15 protein-coding genes are annotated in these 18,647 nt (G+C 44.9%); 11 read left to right on the top strand and 4 right to left on the bottom strand.

Going from position 1 to position 18,647, the window contains the following annotated elements:
• Window positions 1–49 precede the first annotated feature (49 nt).
• The 10 genes from ACVBIL_RS08710 to ACVBIL_RS08665 all read left to right on the top strand — a co-directional run bounded on the left by ACVBIL_RS08710 (window position 50) and on the right by ACVBIL_RS08665 (window position 10,210).
• Window positions 50–982 carry an ABC transporter ATP-binding protein gene (locus tag ACVBIL_RS08710; RefSeq protein WP_447166587.1) on the top strand — a complete coding sequence of 311 codons (933 nt, stop codon included), beginning with the start codon at window positions 50–52 and terminating at the stop codon, window positions 980–982.
• Entirely contained in the window at window positions 975–2,054 is a 1,080-nt protein-coding gene (locus tag ACVBIL_RS08705; RefSeq protein ID WP_447166586.1) for a FecCD family ABC transporter permease, read from the top strand. Before ACVBIL_RS08710 ends, ACVBIL_RS08705 begins: the two co-directional genes overlap by 8 nt.
• 49 nt (window positions 2,055–2,103) lie before the next feature.
• Window positions 2,104–3,132, top strand: a complete 1,029-nt coding sequence (gene cobT / locus ACVBIL_RS08700; protein ID WP_447166585.1) for a nicotinate-nucleotide--dimethylbenzimidazole phosphoribosyltransferase — start codon at window positions 2,104–2,106, stop codon at window positions 3,130–3,132.
• A 112-nt stretch (window positions 3,133–3,244) separates the two neighbouring features.
• Window positions 3,245–4,024 (top strand): adenosylcobinamide-GDP ribazoletransferase, encoded by a 780-nt coding sequence (locus ACVBIL_RS08695; protein WP_447166584.1) that lies wholly within the window; start codon window positions 3,245–3,247, stop codon window positions 4,022–4,024.
• Window positions 4,021–4,566, top strand: a complete 546-nt coding sequence (gene cobU / locus ACVBIL_RS08690; protein WP_447166583.1) for a bifunctional adenosylcobinamide kinase/adenosylcobinamide-phosphate guanylyltransferase — start codon at window positions 4,021–4,023, stop codon at window positions 4,564–4,566. The genes ACVBIL_RS08695 and cobU overlap by 4 nt, the downstream gene beginning before the upstream one ends.
• A gap of 12 nt (window positions 4,567–4,578) precedes the next feature.
• Window positions 4,579–6,204 (top strand): cobyric acid synthase, encoded by a 1,626-nt coding sequence (locus ACVBIL_RS08685; RefSeq protein WP_447166582.1) that lies wholly within the window; start codon window positions 4,579–4,581, stop codon window positions 6,202–6,204.
• A gap of 376 nt (window positions 6,205–6,580) precedes the next feature.
• Complete coding sequence (gene cobO / locus ACVBIL_RS08680) at window positions 6,581–7,198, top strand: cob(I)yrinic acid a,c-diamide adenosyltransferase (protein ID WP_447166581.1); 618 nt, start codon at window positions 6,581–6,583, stop codon at window positions 7,196–7,198.
• 478 nt (window positions 7,199–7,676) lie between these two features.
• Window positions 7,677–8,489, top strand: a complete 813-nt coding sequence (locus ACVBIL_RS08675; protein WP_447166641.1) for a cobalamin-binding protein — start codon at window positions 7,677–7,679, stop codon at window positions 8,487–8,489.
• 459 nt (window positions 8,490–8,948) lie between these two features.
• Window positions 8,949–9,506, top strand: a complete 558-nt coding sequence (locus ACVBIL_RS08670) for an HdeD family acid-resistance protein (protein WP_447166580.1) — start codon at window positions 8,949–8,951, stop codon at window positions 9,504–9,506.
• 329 nt (window positions 9,507–9,835) lie between these two features.
• Entirely contained in the window at window positions 9,836–10,210 is a 375-nt protein-coding gene (locus ACVBIL_RS08665) for an MAPEG family protein (protein ID WP_447166579.1), read from the top strand.
• Window positions 10,211–10,543: 333 nt separating this feature from the next.
• Here the strand turns inward: ACVBIL_RS08665 and ACVBIL_RS08660 are convergent, their stop codons facing one another.
• From ACVBIL_RS08660 to ACVBIL_RS08650, 3 genes are all read right to left on the bottom strand, one after another.
• A complete protein-coding gene (locus ACVBIL_RS08660) occupies window positions 10,544–10,924 on the bottom strand; it encodes a cytochrome c3 family protein (protein WP_447166578.1) in 381 nt (126 codons plus the stop codon).
• A 204-nt stretch (window positions 10,925–11,128) separates the two neighbouring features.
• Entirely contained in the window at window positions 11,129–12,778 is a 1,650-nt protein-coding gene (locus ACVBIL_RS08655) for an HAL/PAL/TAL family ammonia-lyase (RefSeq protein ID WP_447166577.1), read from the bottom strand.
• Window positions 12,779–12,813: 35 nt separating this feature from the next.
• On the bottom strand, window positions 12,814–14,373 hold the full coding sequence (locus ACVBIL_RS08650; protein WP_447166576.1) for a flavocytochrome c: 1,560 nt from the start codon (window positions 14,371–14,373) through the stop codon (window positions 12,814–12,816).
• Between the two features lie 787 nt (window positions 14,374–15,160).
• Between ACVBIL_RS08650 and ACVBIL_RS08645 the strand changes: the two genes are divergently transcribed.
• The gene (locus tag ACVBIL_RS08645; protein ID WP_447166575.1) at window positions 15,161–16,687 is read left to right on the top strand and encodes a sigma-54 interaction domain-containing protein; all 1,527 of its coding nucleotides are present in this window, start codon (window positions 15,161–15,163) and stop codon (window positions 16,685–16,687) included.
• 187 nt (window positions 16,688–16,874) lie between these two features.
• Here the strand turns inward: ACVBIL_RS08645 and ACVBIL_RS08640 are convergent, their stop codons facing one another.
• Window positions 16,875–18,032 carry a porin gene (locus ACVBIL_RS08640; protein WP_447166574.1) on the bottom strand — a complete coding sequence of 386 codons (1,158 nt, stop codon included), beginning with the start codon at window positions 18,030–18,032 and terminating at the stop codon, window positions 16,875–16,877.
• Between the last annotated feature and the right edge of the window lie 615 nt (window positions 18,033–18,647).

The following is an 18,647-nucleotide window of genomic DNA, read 5'->3' as shown; positions in this document are numbered from 1 at the left end:
TGCTTGGACACTTGCTTGCTAGATGCCAGTTTTTTCTATGAATGGTTGAATGGCAACAATGGCTAATTCGAAATCACAGCAGCAAATTAAAACCGTGCTAGCGGTTAAAGATTTAAGTTGGCACTTAGACGGTAAAGCGATTTTATCGGCAATTGAGTTTAGCTTAGCTGAAGGCAAAATGCTGGGCATTATTGGCCCTAATGGCGCGGGTAAATCCAGTTTACTTCGCTGCTTATATCGCTTTATTAAGCCTAGCAGCGGCAGCATTAATTTATTCGGCCAAGATATTAGCGCGCTATCGGCTAAAGCTTTTGCCCAGCAAATCGCCGTGGTACTGCAAGACACGCCCCATCATTTTGAAATGACTACAGCGCAACTTATTGCTCTTGGTTTAACGCCTCATAAAAGTGCCTTTGATTTTACTAGCCGCAGCGATCGCGTTGTGGTTGCACAGGCGCTTGGAAAAGTGGGTCTTGAAGATAAAGCCAATCAAGCTTATGAGAGCTTATCAGGCGGAGAGAAGCAGCGGGCATTGATCGCTCGCGCCATAGTGCAGCGCCCTAAACTGCTTATTCTCGATGAACCGACAAATCACTTAGATATTCGTTATCAGATCCAAACCTTGGAGCTGCTACGCAGCCTCAACATCACAGTCATTACCTCTATTCATGATCTTAACCTTGCCAGTGCGCTGTGTGATGAGCTTTTGCTGCTAGATAACGGCTGCGCTATAGCCAGTGGAACACCCAAAATGGTACTCACTGAGCAACGTATCGCCAAGGTATTTGATGTGTGCTGTGAAATCAGGCCGCACCCTCAACATGGCAATCCACTTATCAGTTATTTCTATGGCTACGAAACGGTTTTGGCAAGCGGCGTTCATACAAGAGTCGATATAAAGAGGAGTGTGCGAGCTGAGGCTCTTGTTCAAATGAAAGCTGAGGCTCTTGTTCAAATGAAAGCTGGAGACCAAGATGAATAAGGCTTTAATCGCCAGTAACCCATTAGCCATTAATTGTCGTCGGCGAGCCGAGTATCTCGTGCTATTCATACTCACTTTCGCGGCGTTGTTCACCCCGGTTGCAGCCAGCAGTTTTGGCGCTGCCAGTATTAGCATGAGCGATGTACTGACCGTATTTAGCCACAAGCTGTTTAATCTAGGTTATCCCATAGGCGATTCTATTGGTGAATCTATAGGCGTAAAAGAGCGCATTATTTGGGAGCTACGTTTACCGCGAGTTTTGCTGGCCTTCATAGCGGGTGCAGGCCTGTCGATAGCGGGCAGTGTGTTGCAAACCGTGACCCGTAACCCGCTGGCAGACCCTTATCTGTTTGGTATTTCATCGGGCGCATCATTTGGCGCGGTAGTGGCGTTAACGCTTTTTAGTCAGAGCATGTTGTGGTTTAGTCTTCCCGTTGGCGCATTTATCGGTGCAAGCTTATCGGTATTGCTAGTATTGAGCTTATGCGGGCGTAACTTAAGCACCCAAGTTGAGCGCATGTTGCTTTCAGGCGTGGCAACCTCGTTTATGTTCGGCGCATTAGCCAGTTTGATGTTGTATTTTTCCAGCCCTCAAGCGGCGGCATCGGTACTGTTTTGGACCTTAGGTAGTTTCGCTAAAGCCAGCTGGCAAGGCTTGTGGCTACCAGCTTCGGTGGTATTGCTATCTCTGCTAATTATCTTACTCAATAAGCGCCAAATAGTGGCGATGCGCGCCGGTGATGAAACCGCCCATACCCTAGGAATTAACGTCGCTCGTTTGCGTTTATCTATGCTGCTTATCTGCTCACTCATCACAGCCATATTAGTCGCTAATTGCGGTGGCATCGGCTTTATAGGCTTGATGGTGCCACATACGGTGCGTTTGCTTTTCCCAGGTCGATTCCCATTGCTATTAACGGCACTCGTCGGCGGATTATTTATGGTTTGGGTCGATGTATTAGCGCGAACCTTATTGAGTTATCAAGAGCTGCCAGTGGGGATCATTACCTCGGTGATGGGCAGTATTTTCTTTTTGTTTATTTTAGGCGGCCGTCGTGCCAAACGTATTTAACAATTAATGTTGAGTAAGCACCTAAGTTGAGTGGTCTAGGGGACTATACATGTTTGATATAAAACCAATAAATACTGAGTTCGATGCTGAAATTCAGCAAAAAATCGATACTAAAACTAAGCCCCTTGGCGCCTTGGGAGATTTAGAAACCTTAGCGTTACAGATTGCCCGCGTATTAGGTAAAGACAAGCCGCAGATCTGCAATCCAAAAATGATGGTGTTTGCCGCAGATCACGGCATTGCTGATTCGGGCGTATCAATTGCACCAAGTGAAGTCACCACGCAGATGGTGATTAACTTTATCAAAGGCGGCGCAGCAATTAACGTGTTTACTCGTCAAGTGGGTTTTGACTTAGAGGTGATTGACTGCGGGATCTTAAAGCCGATTGAGAACCTAGAGGGTGTGATTAACCAACGTTTAGGTTCAGGTACTGGGCCTATTCATAAGCGCGCGGCGATGACTCTCGGTGCGGTAAAGCAAGGCTTTAAGATGGCCACCGACAGAGTGGAACTACACCATCAAAACGGTTGTAACCTGATAGCGCTTGGTGAGATGGGCATAGGCAATACCTCATCAGCGGCAGCGATTATGGCAGCACTAACAGGAATGAAGGCTGAAGATTGTGTCGGCCGAGGTACAGGTATCGACGCGGCGACGTTTAAGCGTAAGAAGATGTTGGTTGAGCAAGCGCTGCTTGTGCATCATAGCGAGCTTGACGAGCCTATGCAGGTACTAGCTTGTCTCGGCGGCTTTGAAATTGTGCAGATGACAGGTGCAATGCTGGCTGCAGCAGAACGTAATATGCTGATTGTTGTTGACGGTTTTATTGCTAGTGCAGCAGCACTTGTGGCGGTAAAAATTAACCCTAACGTGCGTGACTACATGATTTTTGCCCATCAGTCAGATGAGAAAGGTCACTTTTTAATGCTAGAGTTTTTGCAAGCTAAGCCTCTATTGAAGCTCGGTATGAAGCTTGGTGAAGGCACGGGCGCTGCCTTGTCGTTACCGCTTATTCAAGCGGCGACCAACTTCTATAACGAAATGGCTAGCTTTGAAGATGCAGGCATAGAGATTTAGTTTTAGAAAAGAAGCGGCTAGGTTCTAGGAAAAGAAAAAGCTAGGTACTAGGGCGTTACAGTTAGCCTCTTTTGTAGGACCTAGGACCTAGGACCTGAAATCGGAGATTTACATGCAAGCTTGGCAAAAACAACTGAATCTATTTTTTATCGCGATGGGCTTTTTTACGCGTATTCCGATGCCGAAATGGATTGAGGTTGACGCAGATAAGCTAAATAAAGCCAGTCGATACTTCGGCTTGGTAGGTCTGCTGGTGGGCGTAATTAGTGCGCTGGTTTATAGCTTAATGCTGCACTGGGTATCGCCATCTGTTGCGATTGTGTTTGCCATGATAACCAGCGTGATAGTGACAGGGGGCTTTCATGAAGATGGTCTTGCCGATACGGCTGATGGCCTAGGTGGTGGCTGGACGGTAGAGGCCAAACTTAACATCATGAAAGACTCACGTCTGGGGAGTTATGGCGCGTTGGCTTTGGTGTTAGCATTATTGCTTAAATGGCAACTGCTGACAGAGCTTGCGCTGTTTGCCCCAAGAAGTGTCAGTTTGGCATTGATAGTCGGGCATTGTCTAAGCCGCATTGTGGCCGCCAGTTTTATCTTTTCTGAGCAATATGTCAGTGACTCTGACACCAGTAAGAGCAAGCCGCTAGCCCAGCAGCAAGGCATTAATGAGTTATCGATATTGTTAGCAACTGGCGTATTGGCACTCTTGTTAGTCGGTGTTTTTCCTGCGCTCATTTTAATCGTGGGGCTTTTTCTGGTGCGATTTGGCTTTGTAAAACTGTTCAGAAAGCAGATCGGCGGCTATACCGGCGACACCTTAGGCGCAGCGCAGCAAGGTAGTGAACTGGCTTGCTATCTATTGTTACTCATCTTAGGAGTTAGCTGGTGATCCATCTGGTATTAGGCGGCGCCCGTAGTGGTAAAAGTGGCTTTGCTGAGTCGCAAGTAAAACAATTTTTAGCCGAGCAGAGTAAGAAACAGCAGGCAATAGATTGCTTGTACTTTGCAACGGCGCAGGCGTTAGACACTGAAATGGATGAGCGTATTTCTCATCATCAAACTCAGCGTGAGTCAGATACCATTCCATGGCGCACTATCGAATGTCCCCTCAAGTTAAGTGCTGGCTTAAAGGAGCATGCATCTGAAAATAGCATCATCTTAGTGGACTGTTTAACTCTATGGTTGACCAATCATTTATTAAAGCCTGGGGACGACTGGCTACAGGTGAAGGCGGAATTTTTGCACACTTTGACTATGCTGCCAGGCAGCGTGATTTTGGTCAGTAATGAGGTCGGTTGCGGCATCGTGCCGCTCGGCGAGATTAACCGCCGTTTTGTCGATGAAGCGGGCTGGCTGCATCAAGATATTGCTGCGATTGCAGACAAGGTGACTTTGGTGACAGCAGGCTTACCGTTTAATTTGAAAGGTTAAAAAAACAATCTCATGGCAACAATAAATAACACTGAGTTATATAAGGCTGAGCTAGATAGGGCTGAGTTAGATAAGACACAGTTTGATAAAAATAAAGCCAAAGTGCTGATGGTGCAGGGCACCACATCCGATGCAGGTAAAAGCACGTTAGTGGCCGGCCTGTGTAGAATGTTTGTTAGACAGGGTGTGAAGGTTGCGCCGTTTAAGCCGCAAAACATGGCACTTAATAGCGCGGTCACAATAGATGGTGGTGAAATAGGCCGTGCGCAGGCGCTGCAAGCAATCGCTTGTCATTTAGAGCCGAAAATCGATTTTAATCCGATTTTGTTAAAACCTAGCTCAGACACTGGCTCGCAAGTCATCGTACATGGAAAAGCGTTAATGCAGATGGAAGCTGAGGACTACTTTGGTAAAAATGCCGAGGGTTATCGAGTTAAGGCTATGGCGGCAGTGCTTGAGTCTTATCAGCGCTTAACCGCCGATTACGAGATGCTGCTGGTAGAGGGCGCGGGCAGCCCTGCCGAGATTAATCTGCGTGAAGGCGATATTGCCAATATGGGCTTTGCCGAAGAGGTGAACTGCCCAGTCATTATCATCGCCGATATCGATAAAGGCGGCGTATTTGCCCACTTGGTTGGCACTTTGGCGCTACTGAGTGAATCAGAGCAAGCGCGGGTTAAGGGCTTTGTGATCAACCGTTTTCGTGGTGATGTCAGCCTATTGCAAGGCGGCCTAGACTGGTTAGAAAACTACACCAACAAGCCAGTGCTTGGCGTATTACCTTACTTGCACGACCTGCACCTCGACGCCGAAGATGCATTGATTGCCGCGCCTGAAAAAAGCCGTGAAACCAAGCTTAAGGTGTTAGTTTTGGTATTGCCGCGCATTAGTAATCACACCGATTTTGATCCGTTAAGGCTTAATCCGCAGATCGACTTTAATTACGTCTCTTTGCAGACACAGGCTGAAGCGAGCAGACTGAACAGCTTGCAATCACTCCCTGCTGCGGATTTGATTATTATTCCGGGCAGTAAGAATGTGCGCGGCGATCTCGAGTTTATTCGAGATCAAGGCTGGGACAGTGCGATAGATAAGCACTTGCGCTATGGCGGCAAGTTATTGGGTATTTGCGGTGGTTATCAAATGCTAGGTCAATTGATCGACGATCCAAGTGGCATTGAAGATAGCCCAGGGGCCAGTGAAGGCTTAGGTCTACTGCCAATAGTGACTGAATTAACCAATAACAAAGTATTGCAGCAGGTTGAAGGTTATTTGAGCTTGTTAGGCGAAACTGCACCGCTAGAGGGTTATGAGATCCACTGCGGCCGCTCTAGAATGCTTTTGCCATTAACTCAACCAATAAGTTTAACGGTTAAAGCATCTAGCGAGCAGCAAGCAACAGCAGCGACCGAAGCCGAAGGCATGTTATCGAGCGATGGCAATATTTTAGGCAGCTACGTACACGGCCTATTTGATTCTCCGCAGGCATGCCAGCTGATTTTAAAATGGGCGGGGATGCAAGACGCCGAAGTGGTCGATGTTAATCAGGTGCGTGAGCAACAACTCGATAGATTGGCTGATATGCTCGAGCAGCATTTAGATCTTGATCGCCTCGTTCAGATCTGGGATCCCAACTGATGTTAGCTCTAATGTTAGGGCTAACATTAGAGCTAACGCTTATATCAGTGCTGGGTATTTTTGCTAAGCAGCGCTAAATGTATTTATAGGCTGTTAAAGCACAAAAATCACTGAGTGCTATAAAAGTCGTCTTTTTGACTGAAACTTAAACGTTAATTGCGTGCAAACTAAACATATAAAATATGATGTACGGTCGCTATAAATTAACTTGCTCAAAGCCTCGCCAATGCTGGGTTTACTTAGGTTTGTTGGTAACTCATGAGTATGGGGTGATTGGTTGCAAAAGCTGACGATTTTACAGTGGTGCTTAATTGAACTATGTAAAATAACCCAGCAAAATCAGATCGGTATTTAAGGGATAAAATAGGAACATAATATGGAAGATAACAAGTCAGCGGATACGATAAAAGCAGAGCGTCATAAAGCGCGTCAGCAGCGAATTAAAGAGGGCGTAGATGCCAAGATCGCTCGCGCCCAAGAAGAGAAAGGCATCTTGCTGGTATTAACCGGTAACGGTAAAGGTAAATCGACTTCTGGTTTTGGCACCGTAGTCCGCGCAGTCGGTCATGGTAAAAAAGCGGCGGTCGTGCAGTTTATTAAAGGTAACTGGGATTGTGGCGAGCGAACTTTACTTGAAGGCGCTGGCGTAGAGTTTCACGTGATGGGCACAGGCTTTACCTGGGAGACCCAAGATCGAGAAAAAGACACCGCAGCCGCTGTTAAAGCTTGGGAAGCCACCGAGAAGTTACTGCAAGATGAAAGCATTGATTTAGTCATGCTAGATGAACTGACCTACATGGTGAGCTATCACTACCTAGAGGTAGAACGAGTTATTGAAGCGCTAAAGAATCGCCCGCCAATGCAGCATGTCATCGTCACGGGCAGAGCCTGTCACCGCGCGATAATCGAGCTGGCCGATACGGTGAGCGAGGTGCAAGTTGTAAAACACGCGTTCGAGGCAGGGATTAAAGCCCAGCCAGGCTTCGATTACTGATCTTTCTTCGCTTTCTTTGTTGTGGCGTTATTGGCGGTGTTGGTTGAGTTTGGAGGAGAGTTCACTCCATCAACCGGCAGTTAGAATTAGCCGTATGCTTACGGGCTGTGGCCTTTGGACAAGCTTGACGGTTTAGCCACAACTTCGAATGCTGTGAATTATCACGACTAGCTTTGTTACGGCCGTAAACCGTTTGAAATTACTTTCTTAAGCTTGTTTGTTGTAGCGTTATTGTTGGTGTGGGTAGAGTTTAGAAGAGAGCTTACTCAATCAACCGGCTCTTAAAATGAGTCGAATGCTCGGGGGGAAGATCTTTTTGCGTAGCTGTTCGCGTTGTTTATTGAGTTGGTGTTATAGCAGTCCGCTCTAGCCGCGAAGCGTTCTCGAAGTGAGCTTGCGAATGCTCTAGGAAAGTGAGAGAAACATGCCGAAATTAGAACTAAAAAGGATTTTAATGAACAGAATTACCAGATTATTTATGTTGCTGACGGCTTGCGCCTTACCGTCGGCTTTTGTACTTGCAGATATCGCAGCTCCCGCTAAACGTATTGTCGCACTGTCGCCGCATTCGGTTGAGATGTTGTATGCGATAGGGGCGGGAGACACAATTGTGGCGACTACAGACCATGCCGATTTTCCAGAGGCCGCGCTGCAAATTCCGCGCATTGGTGGCTATTATGGTGTTCAAATTGAGCGGCTGTTGGAGCTAGAGCCTGACTTGGTGGTGGTATGGGGCAGTGGCAATAAAGCTGAAGATATAACGCGTATCAAAGAGCTGGGTTTTCGGGTGTTTGATAGTAACCCGAGTACACTCGAAGCGGTGGCCGACGAGCTTGTCTCTCTTGGTGAGCTAACGGGGCATCAAGCAAAAGCTGCAACAGTTGCCAATGACTATCGTCAGCAGTTAACCCAGCTGCGCAGTAATAACTCTGCCAAGCCTGAAGTGAAAGTGTTTTATCAACTCTGGTCGACACCATTAATGACAGTGGCTAAGAATAGCTGGATCCAACAGATCATCGGTGTATGCCACGGTGATAACGTATTTGTTGATGCCGCCAACGACTACCCACAAGTTAGTCTAGAAACCGTAGTGCTAAAACAGCCTGAAGTGATCTTACAAAGCCAAGATGAAGGCAACATTATCGGTGTCGATTGGAGTCAATGGGCCGAGATCCCCGCGGTTAAAAATCAACATATTTACCAGCTCAATGCAGACTTACTGCACCGCGCCGCACCAAGAGCGCTACTTGGTGTAGAAGCCCTATGCAATGCGTTAGATAAGGCGCGATAAAAGTCAGTGATTCAAAACTCGCAAGCCTGCCGAATCAGGCTTGCGTAGGCTATTAAGTCATCCGCTAACGGCATTCAAGCTTATATTGATATGAAAAATATAAGCTTGGTGAGCATAGCTAAAGTCATGTTTTTGGGTTGTTTGCGATATGAGTCACATTTGTTTTTTGTGTCGAACTTTACCATATCAGCTTATCTGGGTGTATATCGCTAATAGTGGATGTATATCCCGAGTTAAAAACCTATAAAATCTCACTAAGTGCTAGATTACACCAATAAATAATCACCTTACCGCTAGTCATATTTTTATTGATGACCGATACTTGAGGTTGTATCGCCAATTCACATTTTTGTATTGGTTATTGAGTAAGCTATCCCAACAGAAGATAAACTCTTAACTCAACCCTTAATGCTCAATATTTAACTGCAAATTAATTGCTTGATTATTAAAGGAAATAATATGGAAAACCCAGTAAATACCATGCTCACTAAAGGCTGGAAATGGTTTATCATGGTTGGCGTCGTTGTTACCCTTGCCGGCTTTTTTGCCATAAGCCTACCAGTAGCAGCAGGAATGACGATTACCACCATTATTGGCGTAATCTTTTTAGTTATTGGTTTAGTGCAGCTATACCACACCTTAAGTATTCCAAAATGGAAAGCCAAGTTTTGGTATGTCGTTAGTGCTCTTTTTTATCTTATTGGTGGCATACTCATCCTGGCTGAACCCTTTGTAGGTCTGTTTACTATTACGGTCATGATGATTGTTATCATGCTGTTTAACGGGGTGACTAGGATGTTTTTTGGCTTCAATAGTCGTGGCAACTTAGAGGGATGGCGTTGGATTGTTTTCAGTGGATTGTTATCCACGGCTATTGCCGTTTACTTTTTTACTCTAATGAATAACCCTGAATTTTCACTATCTCTATTAGGGATCTTTATGGGGGTTTCATTCATCTTTGAAGGGATTAGTTTTATCTTCATCGGTATGCAGATGAAAAATGTGGTCGCTAAATAATCCTCTAAATCAACATAGTGTTGGCACTGCTAGATATCCGCTAGCTGTGCCTGCATTATGCCTATAGTAAAAGAGACACAAGCTAAGCTTGTAGTACTTCTTTCTTTGGCTTGTGCCATCTTAAATGTAACTCACTCTTCGGTAAAAATGACGGCATAAATGCCGACCTACAAAAGCATCTTCGCTGTCCCGTAGCTGTTGCTTTTCCCGCTTTTCTAGAACCTTCTTTTATTATGCGGTAGTGTTATACCAATCGTACTAACGATATGATTAGTATTAACTAATAAAAACATGACAGATAAATAAAACAATAAGAAAGGACTTCAATTATGACGACGCTACTCATCTGCCTATTTATCGCTATGTTGCTACCTTATGCAGCAAAAGGCCCAGTTGCGGTGGCAATGGCTAAGCTCGGTGGTTACGACAATAATCACCCTCGTGAGCAACAGTCTAAATTGACAGGCTTTGGCGCAAGAGCGGTTGCAGGGCACCAAAATGCCTTTGAGTCATTACTGATTTTTGGTTTGTCAGTATTAGCCGTTATAGCGACAGATAAAGTTAACGCAATTGCTGAAACTGCGGCGATAGTGCATGTGCTGGCTCGCATTGCTTATCAGTATTTGTACTTGGTGGATAAAGGTACGCTGCGTTCACTGTCTTGGTTTATGGCAATCTTGGCCTCATTTACCGTGTTTTGGTAGGCGGTTTAAAAGAAGGTACTAGGTCCTAGGAAAAGCAGGTCATAGGAAGAGCTAAGACGGTAAGAGCCGAACGGCCTGCGGCCTAGGGAACGTGCCTGCGTCACTACGGAACGCTGCGCTTACGGAAAGGCAAAGAAAGGTCCTAGGATCTAGGTCCTTATTTTGAAGCTAAGACGGTACAAGCTGAGTCAAAGATTTGGACAAGACAGAAGAGAGTGGAAGCTTTTAGCTTTTCCGTGAGGTCGAGGACCGTTCGTCTTTGCTTTAACCCGTTCTTATCTGTCTTTGTTTATTCGACTCTTTTACCGTCTTAGCTTTACTCTAGGATAAAATCTATCGCTTCATATCTGGGTATTCAAACTCATGGCACTGGTTGCAGTAAACTTTGCTCTCTTTGTGCTCAATATGGCAATAAGTACAAGGTAGATCGGTACCATAATGTAAGCTGTCATGCGGGTTTGGTTCTATGTCGTGCCCCGCATCTGCTGGGCGCTTGGTTAACTCAGCAACGTCATCTGCGGTGCCATGGCAGCTTTCACAGGTGCTTGAGTCTGGAATGGTTTTACGCTTTGCATCACCGTGACAAGCACTACATTCCACTTTTCCGTTATCACCTGTCATAATTTCTTGGTGGTAATTCTTAATTTTCATAGCGTTAGCGGCTGGGATAGACATCAGCATTAACATGCAGATTGTCGTAAGTACTTTTAACATCTTTATTCCTATTGGTTCTTTTGGGCGCTAGCGCCAGTTTATTGATGCAAGATCATTGCTAGGCTGCTATTAGCTTGAGTTATTAGTTGGTTGCAGCTTGCTTGACGTCATAAATGGGAGCGGTATCTACTCCGTCAAGCAAGCGCAAATAACTCGTTCTAATAAAACTAAGCAGCCTCTACTCTCGTTCTAATATTGTTATTCTTAGTACTGAGTGATGAAGCTTGTTGATGCTTGAATATCGGGTGTAAATGGACGGTCTACATCAACAAATGGCACTTGTTTACGGAAGCTTTCGTACATAGCTTGAGTCGCTTCGCCTTGTTTCAAATCTTTGTTGGCAAGTTTGCGTAAATCGATAGCTTGAGTTGAGTGCATTAGCTCAAGACCATACATTACGTTTGTGTTATCAACGATTTGGATTAGGTTCTCAGAGGCAAGCTTTAGGTTAGTAAAGGTATCTTCAATATTACCAGCAATGGCAATACCGTCGAACGATACAGGATTTGCTAGGGCTTTATTACGAACCTGCATATCAACAAATGTCTTTTGGATTGCACCGAATGCATGGCCGTTGTTACCTGGCGCACTTAAGAAGCGGGGTAGACGAGTAAAGTGGTCATCAGACAGGTGAATTGTGCGCATGGCACTGTTATGCGATACGTGAGTTAGCGCGATGCTTAACTGTTGTACGGCAAGTGCAACGGGTAATGGCTCAAAGTTGGTGGTTGGGAATACGCCACCTTTACCTTCAACTAAGTATTTTGATACTTGTGAATTGTTACCATAATCAATACCGGCCCCCACGATAACGCCTGGGTTATCGTCAGAATGGTTAATCTGAATATCAATCACTTGATCAAGATCTGCCAATGCCTTGTATGCGCTGGCAAAGGTGTAAGCCGTCGTTCTGTAGCTTAATGGATCTTGTAGTGAACGCTCAGGATTTGCGTCCCATAAGTAGCTGCCTGATAAGCTATTTAGTACATCAGTCGTCGCTGCCTTTAGCTGAGGAAACGGACGAATATCGTTAGTTTGTGGCAAGAATGGTGATACGTTACCGTTCAGGCCTTCAAGACTTAAACTAAATACCGTGGGGGATACTTCTAGCAGGTGCTTAGCATCGTGGTAACCTTTCATTGCGTAAGCTACGCCAACAGAGTTGTTTGATAAAATAGACAAGGCATCTTTACCGACAGGATCCAGTAATTTAATACCCGCTTTTTTCATCGCTAACGCACTGTTCATGCGCTCACCTTTGTAGATCACGTCCCACTCACCGATCATGGCAAGGCCCACATGTGATGCAAGCAAGATATCTGCTTCACCCACGGTGCCCTTTGACGGAATAATTGGCGTAATATCGTTATTTAAATAAGCCTGGTATAGCTCGGCAACATACGGCTGTACGCCAGTATGACCAGACAAAATGGTGTTTAAACGGACCGCTAGTGCAACGCGAGTTAAGCTCACTGGCATCGCTTCACCTACACCGGCGCTATGGGCGCGCAGCGTGCTGTAGTTAAATGATTTTGAGGCCTTTAATACTTCAGGGCTTAGCTCGCCGTTCGCGTCAAATAGTTTATGGTCTTTGTTTAAGCCCACACCAACCGTTAGGCCGTATACTGGCTTACCAAGACGCGCAGCTTCCATCAAGAGTTCATGAGACTTAACAAGCGCAGTTGCTGATTGCGCGGCCACTTTAATTTTAGCGCCATCGGCAATTTCCCAAGCCTGATCTTGAGTAAGGCTTTTACCGTCTAATATTACAGTGTCGCTAGCCATGGCTTGACCTGCTGTTAGGGCGAGTGCAAGTGTAGTTAGGGCAACATTTTTAGTAGCTTTCATATTCATCAATTCCATAATTTTTTTAAATTGGTTTCAGTGTACTAAGCGAGGCTGAGCTTTACGGCTTGGCTCTGTGCACAATGGCGGCCTGCGTTACGACCTGTAACAACGCCTTCGGCTACCGCACAAGCGCCTAAGCGGCTTGCACCGTGAATACCGCCAGTGGCTTCACCCGCTGCGTATAGACCTGCAATCGGTTTGTTAGTGACAAGGTGTAATACTTCAGATGCGGTATTTACTTTTACGCCGCCCATGCAGTAATGAACTTTTGGCCACATGCGCACGCCATACCATGGACCTTTATCGAGTAGCATGGCTTTTTGCATTGGGCGACCAAACTCACTGTCGTTGCCTTTGGTAACAGATTCGTTCCAGCGGGCAACCTGATCTTTTAGTGCCTTTGCTGGCATGTCGTAGATTTTGGCTAGCTCATCAAGGCTGTCTGCTTTCTTAATAACCTTGTATTTCAGGCCCCAATCTAGAGTTTGTGCATCTTTTGCACCTTCGGCGTTAGTAAAGCCGATTGGGTAAACAGGCTTACCTTGATCGTCACGGCGAGTCATGATGGCATCGGCACGTGCCTTACGGTCGGCAAGCTCGTTAAAGAAACGCTCGCCAGTACGAACGTCAACCACGATACCGCTTGGGTAAGTGGCAATGGTGTTAAACTGTGATGCAGTACCAAAGCCTTTCTCATCAGGAGAAGCCCATGGGCCTAATTGGATTTGATCTAAGTGGATTGGGTTTGCACCGAGTAGCATCATCTGTTTCAGTGCTTCAGATGTGGCGCCTGCATGGTTGGTTGAGTCTAATTCACTAGTGTATTCAGGCTGCTGCATTTGACGATATTCGATATCGCGGCCAAATCCACCCGTCGCCATAATAATGCCTTTACGGGCACCGATTTTGACCATTTTACCCGTGCGCTCTTTTGGGAAGTAATAACCCTGACGTACATCTAGGCCAATAACGCGGCCGCTTTCATCTTTAATGAAACCTTCAAGTTTGGCTTGGTTACGCATATCGATGCCACTTTTCTTAGCCGCCTTAATAAGTGGACGAATAATGCCAGCGCCTGAACTTTGTACGGTTTGTAGCACGCGAGGGATAGAGTGACCGCCGAAGTGTTGTACAAAAGGCTTCCACTCAACACCGTGGTCGATAAGCCATTCACATGACTCGGCAGTGCCATTGCACACTAGCTTAAGCATCTCGACATCGTTCATGCCGCGGCCTGACTCCAGCATATCGGCTACCATGACATCGACAGAGTCTTCAATACCTTCTTGCTTTTGTAGCGGTGAGCCCGCAACCGCCATCGCGCCGCCGTTAATGGTTGAGTTACCACCAAATACTGGCATTTTGTCAATCACCATCACGCTGGCGCCATTTTCTCTAGCTTGCAGCGCTGCAGACATACCTGCAAAGCCACTACCGACAACGATAACATCAACAACTTCATCAAACTTTGCTTCATCTTGGGAAACACAAGCAGCATTTGCCGAAAGGGCAAGGGTACTGCCTAGGCCAGCAACTGCCATTGCCGCTCCGCCTTTAAGTAGTTGGCGTCGGCCAAGACTTACCAATTCTTTCTCGTTCATCTATCTGTTTCCCTTTGAGTATTTTTAATTATGTTTCTGAGTCATTTATGCTCTGACTGATACAGATAAAGTTGCAGCGACTGTGCCAACTACCTAATTGGCGCTATAAACCTAGTGATTTATGAACAGGATCCTGAAATCACGAAATATCATGATTTACTGTCATGATATTTCGTGGTGAGCCTGACATATCAATAATAAAAATGAGTTATTATTAACGTTAAAACTGAAGTTGGTATTTTTATCTTAAGTGATTAATGAGTCATTAATTATAAAACTGTAATGTTGATCACTGTATAAGTGAACTTGGTGTCAGTTATTAATTTATATGTTCGGTCAATTATAGAGAGCCGTGTTCCAATTTTTGCGCTCATTGATTGAGATGCTAATTACTTGCTATGTAATCTGGCTGGGATGACTTATTTAATCGATTGTTTGATTAATGAATTCAGTTATAGCATATGATTGGTGTAGCGCCAGGCTTAGTGGTTAAGTCTTTGTTTGCAATGCTAACCTTTATATTCGCACTAAAGTCGTTAAATTTTTATTAGGTTTTATAAGTTAATCACATATTTTTATTAAACAGAGGGTTGCTCACACATTCTGAGTCACTTTATTTATTTCTTTTATTATTTTTAATGACCAATTTATATATGTGGCATAGACCACGGTTTTATATCTGTTCACTCAAGTTACTTTGCATTTTATACTATTTATGAACAGGTGCACAGAATCATGAAATACAATGTTCTACCATCACGAAACTTCGTGGCCACTTTGACTATCAATGAAAGAACAATTTTATTATCAGGCTACCCAGTGCTTATGCAGCAGTTTGTCGCTGGAAGTCGCTCTGCAAAATTACTATGAATACGTTAAACAGTATCTGCCAATAGATGGCTTATTTCTTAACATCTACCGACCGGAACATGCAGATATTCAATTTCTTGCTCATATCAACGAGCAGCAGGCTGTAGCAATCGATAAACAGGTGAAAATCTCATCTGAAATGGAACAGGTTCTACTGCAAAATGACCGCCCAGTGATCCGCATTATTAATGAAATTCATCTGGATCAAGTCACCAGCTTTGTCGCGCCCAAAGTGATCCCTGAGATCGCGTCAGTTATTTTGTTGCGGATGATCAGTGGTAACACCCATCTAGGTGTGGTGGGATTTTATGCTAAAAAGTCTGGTCAGTTTACCCCCCGTCATGCAGATTTAATTGAGCCACACAAAGATACTTTTTCTTTGATCACAGCCTTTAATTTACGTGGTCGTAATTTGCTAAGTGCTAACCAAGCGCTAAGCAAAGAGAACGTCAACTTAAAGCGAGCCATGTTTAGCCCAGACGGAGTCGTTGGCGCTGAAGGCGGTTTAAAAAAGGTGATGGAGCAAGTTGCTGCGATTGCTCAACTCAATACGACGATTTTGATGCAGGGAGAAACGGGCTGCGGTAAAGAAGTGATTGCTAATGCTATTCATGCAAAATCTAACCGTGTAGGGAAACCTTTTATTAAAGTCAATTGTGGCGCGATTCCTGAAACCTTAATTGACTCCGAGCTATTTGGTTATGAAAAGGGTGCCTTTACTGGAGCCGAAACACGTAAGGCGGGTTATTTTGAGCAAGCTAATGGTGGCACTATTTTCTTAGATGAGATTGGTGAGTTGCCATTATCAGCACAAGTACGTTTATTACGCGTGTTACAAAATAGCTCTATAACCCGTGTTGGCGGCTACGATAGTGTGGACTTGGATATTCGAGTTATTGCGGCAACCCACAGAAATCTACAAGCCATGGTACATGAGAAAACGTTTAGAGAGGATCTTTGGTACCGTTTAGCTGTGTTCCCTATTGAGATCCCGGCGCTGCGTCAACGTCGCAGCGATATTCCATTACTCGTGCAGCATTTTATTGAGAGTTTGGCGGCTAAGTTTAACCTTGACCAGTTACCTAGAGTGATGCCAGAGCAGTTGGCTATTTTAAATAATTACAGCTGGCCTGGTAACGTACGCGAGCTGATTAACGTACTTGAGCGAGCCATTATTCAAAAACCTCAAGGACCATTAACTTTTGAGCTGTTGCAGGCGCAATCTGATGAAGAGATCATAATTCAAACTGGGCAAACCATTGTGATCGATCCGAGTCATGCGAGTGATAAGTTAGTGCCGCTTGAGACCATGATAAGTAAATATATCAGCCATGCGATGCGTATAACCGGCGGCAAGTTATATGGCCCAGGTGGCGCAGCTGAGCTGCTCGATATCAACCCGAATACGCTTAAGAGTAAGATGAAAAAATTAGGCTTATGTTAGGGCGATAATCTACAGATGTTTTACTGTTTGTAGGTCGGTATTGATGCTGAAACGATACAGCGGACTGAAGCTTGTGGCGGTTATACAACTAAAAAAACACTTCCGAAGAAGTGTTTTTTATTACAGAAAACAACTCAAGATGATGAGGTTGAGTTGTTATGGGGGACTAATTTGCTGACTTTATGGTTTAGAAGAAGTAGCGAATACCTACGGCATAGCTGTTGTCTTGTAGCGCTTCGTAACTCTTATCATCCATGTCGCTGAAGTCGATTTTGGCTTCGGCAAACATAATGGTGTCATTGCTATAACGGTAATGCAGACCTAGTACCGCAAATTGACGAGTCCAATCACCTTGAATCGTTGTCGACGCATCGGTATCTAGGTCTTGGTAAGACAGTAAGAAGCTAGGAACAAAGCCATTTTCATACTGATAAGCTATTAAGAATTCGCCGCCGGTTGAGTCATATAACTCACCGCCTACTAACTCGTTTTGCTTACTCTTATGGGCGTTAAAGCCTACATAGAAGCCGTCTGCATCACGGTTAGGTGCATATTGATAGAATGAACCATACTGTGCTCCAATACCGATGATTTCGTTAGTGTCGTCAACACTTTCACCCGCGAGTTCGCCGGTGAAGTCACCGCGGTTGATTGCGGCAATCACTTTAAATTTATCGGTGAAATGGTAAGTCACGTTAGCGCCATAGCTGGTATCAAAATCAACATGTGAACCATCATTAATTGCCATACCGTCTTTATCAAATAGCGCCACATCACCGTTTTGCTTTGCGGCGTATTGCACGGCAAAGCTTAGGTCACCAAAAGAGTTACGGTAGATAAATGCTGAATCAGCGCGTCCTGCGCCAGTCAAGCCACCGTCACCAAAGGTATAGGCACCGACCGAGTAACCGGTATAAACATTAAGTACGTCGGTGGTGTAAGCCACATCATAATAGACGCCCCATTGCTTACCAAACGTAACGCTACCCCATTTATCGTTAGCTAGGCCGACATAGCCTAAACGATTGAATAAGAAATCAGAGCTTTTCTCTGCACCTAGTTGGCCGCCTGTATAGTTCAGTGAATCATCACTAGTGACCATGTTAATGCCCCACTCAGTGTGAGCAAAACTGCGCCAGCCATTCTTTTCTTGGCGGTCAAAGCGAAAACCAACGCGAGAGAAGTTATCCACAACAGCGGTGTCGTGAGTATCATTAATCGCTGCAAATCCCAACCAACCCATCATCTTGATACTGTTAGTTTGGTCATTGTAAATCTCAACAGCTTGCGCAGAACTCGCCATCAAAATTGACGGTATTAGTAGCGCCAATAGTTTCTTATTCATATCATTTTCCCTATTTTTTTATTTTACTAAAGCTTGTTAGCTTTTGATTTATTTTAATAACCCATAGGAGAGCAGCTAGTGTGCCAAGGTGGAAAACTTGCGACTTAGAGAGGATAAATTGGAGCAAGATCGATGGATCACGAAATATCATTAAAGTGGGTCGTTAAATATCGTGTTGAAAGTTAAATATCGTTGTTAAAAGGTTAAAAAGAAGGCCCTAGGTTTAAAGAAGGTTCTAGGCCCTAGGAAAAGCAGAAAAGCAAAGACGGACGGCCTGCGGCCTAGGGAACGTGCCTGCGCCACTTACGGAACGCTGCGCTTACGGCAAGCTCAGGAGAGGTGAAAGGTGAGAAAGAGCTGGGAGAGCAGGTGTTACGCTGTTTATTATTGCTTTTCTATCTTAGCTTTTTTCTAGAACCTAGAACTTAGAACCTAGAACTTAGAACCTAGAACTTAGAACTTAGAACTTAGAACTTAGAACCTAGAACTTAGAACCTAGAACCTAGAACTTAGAGCTTAGAACCTAGAACTTAGAACCTAGAACCTAGAACCTAGAACTTAGAACTTAGAATCTAGAACTTAGAACTTAGAACCTAGAACTTAGAACTTAGAACT

Source organism: Shewanella sp. 125m-7 (genome assembly GCF_052977045.1).
This window is presented reverse-complemented; position numbering and strand designations above follow the sequence as displayed.